This is a genomic window from Caulobacter sp. 05T431, assembly GCF_056665975.1.
Genome location: NZ_JBFTKU010000021.1, coordinates 86,784 through 98,849 on the forward strand (window position 1 = coordinate 86,784; position 12,066 = coordinate 98,849).

Genomic DNA, 12,066 nt, shown 5'->3' on the forward strand with positions numbered 1-12,066 from the left:
ACCCAGATGGAATGGCTTTGAAGCTGACGCCATGAGCACCGAGCCCCTCCAATCAGCCACACCGCCATGGGATCTGGGTCCCGGCATTCGCCGGGATGAGCGGATTTTGACGGTGATCATCCCCCGCCCCGGAAATCCTGTCCACCGGTGTCATTTGTTGTGCGGCAACGCTTTGCTGCAACGTCGCTATGACACCGCTGTCGGGCGTTGATGATTAATGAGGCAAAGATTGCCGCGAAACTGAACATTTCCACAGGGCGCATGCCGCTAAACCCGCGAAAATGCGCGACGAATTGTCCGTCCCCCATCCCCGAAAGCTGACACTGGTGTCATTCTCGCTTGTCTGGCGAGCGATTCGGCTGTTCGGAGCGTCGCCGCCCGGTTTCGGGGGAAACCATGTCGACGGAAGACGCCAGCCTCCGCCCGGAGCGCATCCTGGAGCTCAGCGAACGCCTGAGTCACGTCGCCGGCGAGAAGATCGGCGAGATCGCCTACGTCAACCGCTCGGCCAAGATGCTGGCCATCAACGCCCTGATCGTCGCCGCGCGCGCGGGCGAGGCGGGGCGGGGCTTCGCCATCGTGGCCGAAGAGTTCAAGACCATCTCCACCCAGATCGACGTGGTGGCCGCCGCTCTGGAGAGCCAGGTGCGCGCCGACCTCAACGAACTGACCGCCATCGGCGGGGCGATCCTGGGCCACCTGCGCGGCCAGCGCCTGGCCGACCTGGCGCTGAACGCCATCGAGATCATCGACCGCAACCTCTATGAGCGCACCTGCGACGTGCGCTGGTGGGCCACCGACAGCGCCGTGGTCGACTGCGTGGCGGCCCCCTCGCGCGAGGCCTGCGACCACGCCAGCCGGCGGCTGCGGGTGATCCTCGACGCCTACACCGTCTATCTGGACCTCTGGATCGCCGACCCGTCCGGCCGGGTGATCGCCAGCGGCCGCCCCGACAAGTACCCGGCCGCCAAGAGCGCCTCGGTGGCCGAGACCGACTGGTTCAAGAACGCCATGCGCACCAAGTCGGGCGACGACTTCACCGTCTGCGACATCGAACGGGTCCGGGCGCTGAACGACGCCCCGGTCGCCACCTACGCCACGGCCATCCGCGAGGGCGGCCAGGCCGACGGCCGGGTGATCGGCGTGCTGGGCGTCCATTTCGACTGGAAGCCCCAGGCCCAGGCCGTGGTCGACGGCGTGCGCCTGACCGACGAGGAGAAGGCCCGCTCGCGCGTGCTGCTGCTGGACCAGAACCACCGGGTGCTGGCCAGCTCGGACGGCCGGGGCGTGCTGGAGGAGACCTTCAAGCTGGACACCTCGGGCGGCGACATGGGCAGCTACGCCGACGGCGACCGCACCGTCGGCTACGCCCTGACCCCCGGCTACGAGACCTATGAGGGCCTGGGCTGGTACGGCTGCCTGGTCCAGACGGCGGAGGCGGAAAAGCCGGCGGCGACCTTTCGCCCGCCCGTGACGGCGCCGGTGAGCAAGCTGAGCGCGGCCTAGAAGCCGACTAGGCCTCCCAGAACCGGAACGCCCGCAGCCCCGCGCCGATCTCGGGGCGGGACACGCCGAACAGGTCGGTGATCGTCAGCACCACCCGGAACAGGGCGTCGTTGACCGCCGGGATGAAGAAGATCGCCACGAACAGCCCGATGAACACCAGGTTGCCTAGGCGCAGGGCGCCTTGCCGGATCGCGGGCGGCAGGAAGGGGCGGATCACGCCGAAGCCGTCCAGGCCGGGCAGGGGCAGCAGGTTCAGCACCAGGGCGAAGCCCTGCAGCAGGGCCAGGAACGAGGCGGCGCGCGCCAGGGCGCTGTCGTCGACGCCGAACGCCCGGTCGGCGGCCAGGCCGGCCGACAGCGCGACCAGCACCGCCAGGGTGCCCAGCGGCCCGGCCAGCGAGGCCAGGGACCGTCCCACGCGGCTGCGCATCAGGTCCTCGCGCAGATAGACCGCCCCGCCGGGGAAGCCGATGCCGCCCACGGCCAGCACGATCAGCGGCAGCAGGATGCTGGTCGTCAGGTCGGTGTATTTCAGCGGGTCCAGGGTCAGGTAGCCCTTCCCGACGATCGTGTGGTCGCCGGCCCTGTAGGCCACGTAGGCGTGGGCGAACTCGTGGACCACGACGCTGAGGATCCAGCCCACCGCCACGAACGCGAAGGTCAGCACGCCGGGCGGCTCGTCCATCCACGCCAGGGCGAAGGTCAGGGCGGTGAAGACGGCCATCAGGATCAGGGCGTTGCCGCTGATCGGGGCGGGCTTGGCGGGACGGATGTCGGCGACGGTCATGGCCTCTTATACCCCCTCCGGTCGCGAGGGGGAGGGCTCAAGTCAAGCTTGGGAGGCCGACTTTGGGGACACACACTCACGGCAAGGCCGAGCCGGTCTGGTGCAGCGTCCGGGGTGAGTGTGTGTCCCCCGAGCCGGACGCGGCGCGTCAGTCCACCCCCGCCAGCACCCCTCGGATCGTCTCCACCACCTGATCCACCTGCTCGCGCTCGATGATCAGCGGCGGCGACAGGGCGATGATGTCGCCGGTGACGCGGATCAGCAGGCCCTGGTCGAAGGCGGTCTCGAAGGCCTGCAGCGCCCGGGCCGTCGGCGCGCCCGGCCTCGGCTCCAGCTCGATGCCGGCGATCAGGCCGAAGTCGCGGATGTCGATCACGTGGCGGGCGTCGCGCAGTGAATGCACCGCCGCGCGCCAGTAGGGCTCCATCTCCAGCGCCCGCTGGAACAGGCCCTCCTCCTGATAGACCTCCAGCGTCGCCAGGCCCGCCGCGCAAGCCAGGGGGTGGGCCGAATAGGTGTAGCCGTGGAAGAGCTCGATGGCCGCGTCGGCGCTGTCCATCATCGCCTGGTAGATCGTGTCCGAGGCGGCCACGGCGCCGGCCGGGACGGCGGCGTTGGTCAGGCCCTTGGCCATGCAGATCATGTCGGGCGTCACCCCGAACCGCTCGGCCGCGAACGGTGCGCCCACCCGCCCGAAGCCGGTGATCACCTCGTCGAAGATCAGCAGGATGTCGTGCTTGTCGCAGATCGCCCGCAGGCGCTGGAGATAGCCCTCGGGCGGGACCAGCACGCCCGTGGAACCGGCCACCGGCTCGACGATCACGGCGGCGATGTTGCTGGCGTCGTGCAGGGCGACGATGGCCTCCAAGGCGTCGGCCAGCTCGGCGCCGTTCTTCGGCTGGCCCTGGCTGAACAGGTTGCCGGCCACGCCATGGGTGTGGGGCAGGTGGTCGACGCCGGTCAGCAGGGAGCCGAAGTACATCCGGTTCTTAGGGATGCCGCCGACGGAGATGCCGCCGAAGCCCACGCCGTGATAGCCGCGCTCGCGGCCGATCAGCCGGGTCTTGGTCCCCTTGCCGCGGGCGCGGTGGTAGGCCAGGGCGATCTTCAGGGCGGTGTCGACCGACTCCGAGCCCGAGCCGGTGAAGAAGATGCGGTCCAGGCCCTTCGGGGTGATCTGGGCGATGCGGCTGGCGAAGGCGAAGGCCGCCGGATGGCCCATGTTGAAGCTGGGGGCGTAGTCCATCTCACCGGCCTGGCGGCGGATCGCCTCGACGATCTTCGGACGATTGTGCCCGGCGTTGACGCACCACAGGCCCGAGGTGGCGTCCAGCACCGGCCGGCCGTCGGGGGTGCGGTAGTACATGCCCTCGGCGTGGCTCAGCATGCGGGGACTGGCCTTGAACCGCCGGTTGGGCGTGAACGGCATCCAGAAGGCGTCGAGGTCGTTGGGGCTCGTGTCGGGCATGAGCTGTTCCGATCTAGCGTCGGGCGGGGGATCGTGCATTGTGATCGCAATCCAACGTGATCTGGCAACCCTTTACGGCCGCTCATCCCGGCGAATGCCGGGACCCAGATCCCAAAGCGTGGAATCTGATCGGATGAACGCCGAGCTCGAGGAAGTCGCCTCCGAGCTATTCCATCTGGGTCCCGGCATTCGCCGGGATGAGCGGATTTTTGGTGGAGGTGTCGATGGTTGAGCGCAAACCCCTCGCCGACAGCGTGGCCGTCYACGACCAGGTCTATGACGCCATCCGGCTGGCCCTGATCACCGGCCGCATCGCGCCGGGCGTCGGCGTCAGCTTGCGCAGCCTGGCGGCCGAGCTGGGCGTGTCGCCGATGCCGGTGCGCGACGCCGTGCGGCGGCTGGTGGCCGAGCGGGCGCTGTCGATCAACCCGGCCAACAAGCGGCTGTCCGTGCCGTCGCTGACGGCGGCCCGGCTGGAGCAGCTGTGCCAGGCCCGGCTGTGGGTCGAGCCCGAGCTGGCGGCCCGCGCCGCGCCCCATGTCGACGCCGCCCTGGTCAAGCGCCTGCGCGAGCTGGACGCCGTCGTCGACGAGGCCCTGAAGCTGGGCGACGTCGACGCCTACATGACCGCCAACCACGACTTCCATTTCGCCATCTACGAGCGCGCCGGGGCCGAGGTGCTGCTGGCCATGGCCAACGGCCTGTGGCTGCAGATCGGACCCTTCATGCGCGTGGTGTTCGGCCGCGTCGGCGCCGACGGCCTGGCCGCCGACCGCCACGTCGAGGCCACCGAGGCCCTGAAGGCCCACGACGCCGAGGCCGCGAGGCGGGCCATCGCGGCCGACCTGTCGGAGGGCATGGACAAGATGCGGGCGGCGGTGGAGGCGGGGCGGTGAGCGGCGCCCCTTTCAACCGTCATCCCGGGCCTTGTGCCCGGGACCCCTGGTTCAGCCCGCACGTGAAGCGCTTTGGCGCGCTGGCGCGCCACCCCTCCGCACCTGCGGCGGACAGAGGGGTCCCGGGCACAAGGCCCGGGATGACGGTGCATAGGGATTGGGCGGCGGCCCCGCTCCCCATCCTCGCGGTGCTCCCCTACCTTGACAGTCGTCCGCCCGACGCAAACTGTGATCACAGTTTCTGGAGTTCGCCCGCGTGACCGCCCCGTCCATCTTCGACGCCCTGAAGGCCCTGTCCCTGCCCGACCGGGCGGTGATCGACGGCGCCCTGGTCAAGGCGGCGTCGGGCCAGACGTTCGACAACGTCTCGCCGCGCGACGGCACGCTGATCAACAAGGTGGCCGCCTGCCAGGCCGTCGACGTCGACCGCGCCGTGGCCTCGGCCCGCAAGGCGTTCGAGGACGGCCGCTGGCGCGACCAGGGCCCGCGCGCCAAGAAGGCGGTGCTGTTCAAGCTGGCCGAGCTGATGGAGCGCGACGCCGAGGACCTGGCCCTGCTGGAGAGCCTGGACACCGGCAAGCCGATCCGCGACGCCCGCGCCGTCGACGTGCCGCTGTCGATCGGCACGTGCCGCTGGTACGCCGAGGCGCTGGACAAGGTGTATGGCGAGGTCGGCGCTTCGCCGGTCGACCGGCTGAGCTGGGCGGTGCACGAGCCGCTGGGCGTGATCGGGGCCATCGTGCCGTGGAACTTCCCGCTGCACATGGCGATGTGGAAGGTCGCGCCCGCCCTGGCCATGGGCAACAGCGTGGTCCTCAAGCCCGCCGAGCAGTCGCCGCTGACGGCGCTGAAGCTGGGCGAGCTGGCCCTCGAGGCCGGGCTCCCGGCGGGGGTCCTGAACGTGGTCCCCGGCCTGGGCGGCGTCGCCGGCGAGGCCCTGGCCCTGTCGATGGACGTCGACATGATCGCCTTCACCGGCTCGGGCCCGGTGGGCCGGCGGCTGATGGATTATTCGGGGCGTTCGAACCTCAAGCGCGTCTCGTTGGAGCTGGGCGGCAAGTCGCCCCAGATCGTCTTCGCCGACTGCAAGCACCTGGACGCCGCCGCCGAGGCCGCCGCCTGGGGCGTGTTCTATAACCAGGGCGAGGTCTGCACCGCCGCCTCGCGCCTGCTGGTGCAGGACTCGATCAAGGACGCCTTCGTCGAGAAGGTGGTCGCCGTGGCCAGGACCATGGTCCCCGGCGACCCGCTGGACCCCGACACCGTGTTCGGGGCCATGGTCAGCGAGCGGCAGATGAACACCGCCCTCGACTACATCGCCACCGCCGAGAGCCAGGGCGCCCGCCGGCTGCTGGGCGGCCAGCGCGTGCGTCGGGAAACGGGCGGCTTCTATGTCGAGCCCACCATCTTCGACGGCCTCCAGCCCGACCACACCCTGGCGCGGGAGGAGGTCTTCGGCCCGGTGCTGGGCGTGCAGACCTTCAAGGACGCCGACGAGGCGATCGCCCTGGCCAACGACACCGTCTACGGCCTGGCCGCGGGCCTGTGGACGTCGGACATTGACCGTGCCCTCACGTCCGCTCGGCGGTTGAAGGCGGGGCTGGTCTGGGTCAACGGCTGGGACGCCTGCGACATCACCATGCCGTTCGGCGGTTTCAAGCAGTCGGGATTCGGTCGCGATCGGAGCCTACATGCGTTGCACAAGTATGCCGACCTGAAGTCGGTGTCCGTGACGCTGAGGTGATGACATGACCCTGGAACTCGTCGAAACCGCCGCCTTCATCGACGGCCTCTGGATCGAGAGCGAGACCACCTTCCAGGTGCTGAACCCGGCCGACGGCTCGGTGATCGCCGAGGTCGCCGACCTGGGCCCTTCGGAGACCAAGGTGGCCATCGAGGCCGCCCACCGCGCCTTCCCGACCTGGGCGGCCAGGACCGCCAAGGAGCGCGGGGCGATCCTGCGCAAATGGTCCGACCTGATGCTGGCCCATACCGAGGCCCTGGCCCGGCTGATGACCGCCGAGCAGGGCAAGCCGCTGGCGGAGTCGCGGGGCGAGGTGGCCTACGGCGCGGCGTTCATCGACTGGTTCGCCGACGAGGCCAAGCGGGCCTACGGCCACACCATCCCCACGCCGATGCCGGGCAAGCGCCTGGCCTCGATCAAGCAGCCGGTGGGGGTGTGCGCCGCCATCGCGCCATGGAACTTCCCGATCGCCATGATCACCCGCAAGGTCGGTCCGGCCCTGGCCAGCGGCTGCACCGTGGTGGTCAAGCCGGCGGCCGAGACCCCGCTGTGCGCCCTGGCCATCGCCCGGCTGGCGGTGGAGGCGGGCGTGCCGGCCGGGGTGCTGAACGTCGTCACCGGCAAGGACAGCGCCGGCATCGGCAAGGCCCTGTGCGACGACGTCCGGGTGCGCAAGCTGTCGTTCACCGGCTCGACCCCGGTGGGCAAGACCCTCTACGCCCAGTGCGCCGGCACGATGAAGAAGCTCAGCCTGGAGCTGGGCGGCAACGCGCCCTTCATCGTCTTCGACGACGCGGACCTGGAGGCCGCCGTCGATGGGGCGATCGCCAGCAAGTACCGCAACACCGGCCAGACCTGCGTCTGCGCCAACCGGCTGATCGTGCAGGCGGGCATCCATGACGCCTTCGTGGCGCGGCTGACGCAGAAGGTCGCGGCCATGAAGGTCGGGCCCGGGACCGGCGAGGGCGTGACCATCGGCCCGCTGATCAACGACAAGGCCATCGCCAAGGTCGAGAAGCTGGTGCGTGAAGCGGTGGAGCAGGGGGCGAAGGCCACGGTCGGCGGCGGCCGCCACGACCTGGGCGGGCTGTTCTGGCAACCGACGGTGCTGGTCGACGCGACGCCGGAGATGCGCCTGTTCCAGGAGGAGATCTTCGGCCCGGTCGCCCCGATCGTGAAGTTCGAGACCGAGGCCGAGGCCATCGAACTGGCCAACGCCACGCCCTTCGGCCTGGCCTCGTACTTCTACAGCAAGGACGTCGCCCGCTGCTGGCGCGTGGCCGAGGCCATCGAGGCGGGGATGGTCGGCATCAACGAAGGCATCATCTCCACCGAGGTCGCGCCGTTCGGCGGGGTCAAGGACTCCGGCCTGGGCCGCGAGGGGTCTTCCGAGGGCTTGGACGAGTATCTGGAGACGAAGTACCTGTGTTTTGGAGGGGTTACTGGATGACCCCCACCGCCATTTCCCCCTCAACATCGTCATCCCGGGCCTTGTGCCCGGGACCCCTCTCTCCGCCGCAGGTGCAGGGGTGTGGCGCGCCAGCGCGCCAAAGCGCTTCACCGTCGGCTGAACCAGGGATCCCGGGCACAAGGCCCGGGATGACGGTTGAAAAGGGAATGGTTGGGGTGTGGCAAGCATGACCCCCAAACCCGCCAACGCCCCCATCCTCGCCGACCTGATCCAGGACGAGGCCCGGCGCTTCGTCGCCGAGCACCCCCGGTCGTGCGCGATGTCGCGGCAGTCGGCCGACGTCTGGCGCGGCGGGGCGCCGATGCACTGGATGACCGACTGGGCCAGCCCGTGCCCGATCTTCGCGGCCCAGGGCGTGGGCGCCCAGGTCACCGACGTCGACGGCAAGCTGTACGACGACTTCTGCCTGGCCGACACGCCGGCCATGTTCGGCCACGGCCAGGAGGCGGTCGCGCGCGCCATCGCCGACCAGGCCAAGCGCGGGACCGGCTTCATGCTGCCCACGGCCAGCGCGGTGATCGTCGGCCGGCTGCTGGCCGAGCGCTTCGGCCTGCCGCTGTGGCAGATGGCGACCACGGCCAGCGACGCCAACCGCGCCGCGATCCGCTGGGCCCGGGCGGTGACCCAGCGGCCGGTGATCGTGGTGTTCGACGGCTGCTACCACGGCATGGTCGACGACGCCTTCGTGGTGCTGAAGGCCAATTCTTCTGGTGAAAGCAAGCCGGCCATGAAGCCCGGCCTGCTGGGCCAGGTCCACGACCTGACCGCCACCACCCGCGTCGTGCCGTTCAACGATCCCGAGGCCCTGGCCCAGGCCCTGGCGCCGGGCGACGTCGCCGCCGTCCTGGCCGAGCCGGCCATGACCAATTGCGGGATGATCCTGCCGCAGCCGGGCTTCCTGTCGGTGCTGCGCGACCTGACCCGCCAGGCCGGGACCCTGCTGGTCATCGACGAGACCCACACGATCTCGACCGCCCCCGGCGGCTACGCCCGCGCCCATGGGCTGGAGCCCGACATGCTGGTGGTCGGCAAGGCCATCGCCGGCGGCGTGCCGGCCGCGGTCTGGGGCGTGACGGCCGAGCTTTCCGAATGCATGGACCGCGCCGCCGCCCGGATCGGCCCGGGACAGTCGGGCGTCGGCACCACGCTGTCCGGCAACGCCCTGGCGATCGCCGCCATGCGGGCCATGCTGTCCGAGGTGATGACCGACGCCGCCTATGCTCGGATGCTGGCCGGGGCCGGTCGGCTGGTCGAGGGGCTGCGCGGGGTGATCGCCGCCCGGGGCCTGGCCTGGTCGGTGGTCCACGTGGGCGCGCGGGTCGAGCTGGTCTTCGCCGCCAGCCCGCCGAAAAACGCCGCCGCCATGCGCGAGACGCTGGACCCGGACCTGCTGCACGCGCTTCATCTGTGGCTGATCAACCGAGGGGTGCTGATCGCGCCTTTCCACAACATGATGCTGGTGTCGCCGGTCACCGAGGACGCCGCCATCGACCGCCTGGTCGCGGCGGTGGACGGGTTCGCCGGGGCGCTGGAGGGACTGAGTTCATGAGCCTTGTCGCCGACCCGCAGGAATGCCTCGACTTCCTCGCCGCCCATCCGCAGGTGAAGTACGTCGACGTCTTCTTCACCAGCATGACCGGCGTGCCGCGCGGCAAGCGGCTGCGGATCCACGAGCTGCAGGCGATCTACGAGTACGGCCGCTTCCTGCCCGGCTCGATCCTGGTGGTCGACACCCAGGGCGCCGACTGCGAGGACACGGGCCTGGTCTGGGAGGACGGCGACGCCGACCGCCGGGCGCGGCCGGTGCCCGAGACCCTGACCCTGGCCCCCTGGCTGGGTCCGGACATGGCCCAGGTGATGCTGTCGCTGTACGAGCTGGACGGCGCGGCCAACGACCTGGACCCGCGCCACGTGCTGCGGCGGGTGCTGGACCGCTTCGCCGCCGACGGCCTGACCCCGGTCGTGGCCTGCGAGCTGGAGTACTACCTGGTCGAACAGCATCGCGGCCCGGCCGGCGAGCTGTTGCCGGCCCGGTCGCTGCAGACCGGCGAGCGGCCGCAGGGCATCCAGGTCTACGGCCTGCCCGAGCTGGAAGCCTACGCCCCGTTCCTGCGCGAGCTGTGGGACGTGTGCGACGTGCTGGGCGTGCCGCTGGAAGGCGCGATCTCGGAGTTCGCGCCGGGCCAGGTGGAGCTGACCCTCAAGCACAAGCCCGACGCCCTGCAGGCCGCCGACGACGCCCTGCGCTACAAGCGGGCCGCCAAGGGCGTGGCCCTGCGCCACGGCGCCGAGGCCACCTTCATGGCCAAGCCCTGGGCCGACCAGGCCGGCAACGGCTTCCACGTGCATGTCAGCTTCAACGACKCCGAGGGGAACAACCTCTGCGCCGCCGACGACCCGGAAGGCTCGCCCCTGCTCAAGCACGCGATCGGCGGCATGAAGGCGCTGATGGCCGACTGCATGGCGATCCTGGCGCCCAACGCCAACAGCTATCGCCGCTTCAAGGCCAACTCTTACGCGCCGGTGGCCCCGACGTGGGGCGTCAACAACCGCACGGTGTCCTTGCGCGTGCCCGCCGGACCGCCGCCKACCCGGCATGTGGAGCACCGCGTGGCTGGGGCCGACGGCAACCCGTACCTGGTGTTGGCCGCCCTGCTGGCCTGCGCCCACCACGGCATTTCGAACAAGATCGATCCGGGCCCGGCGGTGGTCGGCGACGGCTACGCGGCCGCGGCTAAGGAGAAGGTCCGCCTGCCCACCGACTGGTACGCGGCCGTCAACCTGTTCGAGGCCAGCGAGGTGCTGCGCGACTATCTGGGCGAGCGGTTCGTGGAGATGTTCGTCTCGGTCAAGCGCACCGAACAGGCGCGCTTCGCCGAGGTGGTCGGGCAGCTGGATTATGACTGGTATCTGCGCAACGCGTGACGGCGGGGCGCCGGGAGTACGGCTTGAGTTGAACGCGGGGTCGGGAGGGTTCCTGATCGCGCAAGGGAAACAACCTCTGGGGAGTCTGTAAGGGCATGAGCACCAACCGCATTCTCGGCACCCGCCGCTCGCTGCTGACCGCCATGGGCGCCGCGGCCATCGGCATCAGCTTCACCGCCTGCGGGCAGAAGCCCCAGGGCGAGGCCGCCAAGTCGGCCAACGGCGAAGAGCCCAAGCTGAACTTCTACAACTGGGACACCTACATCGGCGAGACCACGCTGGGCGACTTCAAGAAGGCCACCGGCGTCGACGTGAACATGAGCCTGTTCGCCACCAACGACGAGCTGTTCGCCAAGCTGAAGGCGGGCAACGCCGGCTACGACGTGATCGTGCCGTCCAACGAGTTCGTCACCCGCATGAGCCAGGCGGGCATGCTGGAGACGCTGGACCACGCCAAGATCCCCAACATCAAGAACGTCGACCCGGCCTTCCTGAACCCGGACTACGACCCGGGCCGCAAGTACTCGCTGCCCTATACCTGGCTGGTGCTGGGCATCGGCTATCGCAAGTCGAAGGTGAAGGGCGTTCCGGACAGCTGGAAGTACCTGTTCGACAGCGCCCAGTACAACGGCCGCATCGCCCTGCTGTCGGAAAGCGCCGACCTGGTGCGCCTGTGCGCCAAGTACCTGGGCCACAGCGTCAACAACATCCCGCCCGAGATGGTCACCCAGATCGAGAAGATGCTGATCCGCCAGAAGCCCTATGTGAAGGCGTTCCACGACGACAACGGCCAGGACATGCTGGTGGCCGGCGATGTGGACCTGGTGCTGGAGTACAACGGCGACATCGCCCAGGTGATGAAGGACGATCCTGATATCGACTTCGTGATCCCCAAGGAGGGCAGCCTGCTGAACTCCGACACCCTGTGCATCCCCAAGGGCGCGCCGCGTCCCGACAACGCCCACAAGTTCATCAACTACCTGCTGGACGCCGAGGCCGGGGCCAAGATCTCCAAGACGATCCTCTATCCGACGCCGAACGCCGCCGCCAAGGCGCTGATGCCGCCGGAATACAAGGACAACCCGGTGATCTTCCCGTCCGCCGCGGCCCTGGCCAAGTGCGAGTACGGCGCGTTCGAGGGGCCGGAAAAGGCCAGCCTGTACGAGGAAGTCATCACCCGCGTTCGGGCGGCCTAAGGCGAAAGACCCTCCCCCTGTGGGGGAGGTGTCGCCGCAKGCGRCGGAGGGGGGAGTGGGCTGAGGTGGGTCT

At 69.8% G+C, this 12,066-nt stretch carries 9 protein-coding genes; 7 read left to right on the plus strand and 2 right to left on the minus strand.

The window, feature by feature from the left end:
- The first annotated feature begins 396 nt into the window (after positions 1-396).
- A complete protein-coding gene (locus AC1U89_RS18570) occupies positions 397-1,506 on the plus strand; it encodes a cache domain-containing protein (protein ID WP_479901133.1) in 1,110 nt (369 codons plus the stop codon).
- Positions 1,507-1,513: 7 nt separating this feature from the next.
- Here the strand turns inward: AC1U89_RS18570 and AC1U89_RS18575 are convergent, their stop codons facing one another.
- Both AC1U89_RS18575 and aptA read right to left on the minus strand, forming a co-directional pair.
- Positions 1,514-2,293, minus strand: coding sequence for a site-2 protease family protein (locus AC1U89_RS18575; protein ID WP_479901134.1), 780 nt, complete (start codon positions 2,291-2,293; stop codon positions 1,514-1,516).
- Positions 2,294-2,441: 148 nt separating this feature from the next.
- Complete coding sequence (gene aptA, locus AC1U89_RS18580) at positions 2,442-3,761, minus strand: omega-aminotransferase AptA (protein WP_479901135.1); 1,320 nt, start codon at positions 3,759-3,761, stop codon at positions 2,442-2,444.
- A 224-nt stretch (positions 3,762-3,985) separates the two neighbouring features.
- Here aptA and AC1U89_RS18585 point away from each other — a divergent pair, with 224 nt between their 5' ends.
- From AC1U89_RS18585 to AC1U89_RS18610, 6 genes are all read left to right on the plus strand, one after another.
- The gene (locus AC1U89_RS18585; protein ID WP_479901136.1) at positions 3,986-4,657 is read left to right on the plus strand and encodes a GntR family transcriptional regulator; all 672 of its coding nucleotides are present in this window, start codon (positions 3,986-3,988) and stop codon (positions 4,655-4,657) included.
- 241 nt (positions 4,658-4,898) lie between these two features.
- On the plus strand, positions 4,899-6,401 hold the full coding sequence (locus tag AC1U89_RS18590; protein ID WP_479901186.1) for an aldehyde dehydrogenase: 1,503 nt from the start codon (positions 4,899-4,901) through the stop codon (positions 6,399-6,401).
- A 4-nt stretch (positions 6,402-6,405) separates the two neighbouring features.
- Positions 6,406-7,851 (plus strand): NAD-dependent succinate-semialdehyde dehydrogenase, encoded by a 1,446-nt coding sequence (locus AC1U89_RS18595; RefSeq protein WP_479901137.1) that lies wholly within the window; start codon positions 6,406-6,408, stop codon positions 7,849-7,851.
- Between the two features lie 187 nt (positions 7,852-8,038).
- A complete protein-coding gene (locus tag AC1U89_RS18600) occupies positions 8,039-9,421 on the plus strand; it encodes an aspartate aminotransferase family protein (RefSeq protein WP_479901138.1) in 1,383 nt (460 codons plus the stop codon).
- A complete protein-coding gene (locus AC1U89_RS18605; RefSeq protein WP_479901139.1) occupies positions 9,418-10,797 on the plus strand; it encodes a glutamine synthetase family protein in 1,380 nt (459 codons plus the stop codon). Before AC1U89_RS18600 ends, AC1U89_RS18605 begins: the two co-directional genes overlap by 4 nt.
- A gap of 95 nt (positions 10,798-10,892) precedes the next feature.
- Positions 10,893-11,993: an ABC transporter substrate-binding protein gene (locus AC1U89_RS18610; RefSeq protein WP_479901140.1), complete on the plus strand. Its 1,101-nt coding sequence runs from the start codon at positions 10,893-10,895 to the stop codon at positions 11,991-11,993.
- Positions 11,994-12,066: the final 73 nt, after the last annotated feature.

Coding starts and splice junctions, on each gene's coding strand:
- AC1U89_RS18570 (WP_479901133.1), top strand. CDS start 397: ATGTCGACGGAAGACGCCAGCCTCCGCCCGGAGCGCATCCTGGAGCTC.
- AC1U89_RS18575 (WP_479901134.1), bottom strand. CDS start 2,293: ATGACCGTCGCCGACATCCGTCCCGCCAAGCCCGCCCCGATCAGCGGC.
- aptA (WP_479901135.1), bottom strand. CDS start 3,761: ATGCCCGACACGAGCCCCAACGACCTCGACGCCTTCTGGATGCCGTTC.
- AC1U89_RS18595 (WP_479901137.1), top strand. CDS start 6,406: ATGACCCTGGAACTCGTCGAAACCGCCGCCTTCATCGACGGCCTCTGG.
- AC1U89_RS18600 (WP_479901138.1), top strand. CDS start 8,039: ATGACCCCCAAACCCGCCAACGCCCCCATCCTCGCCGACCTGATCCAG.
- AC1U89_RS18610 (WP_479901140.1), top strand. CDS start 10,893: ATGAGCACCAACCGCATTCTCGGCACCCGCCGCTCGCTGCTGACCGCC.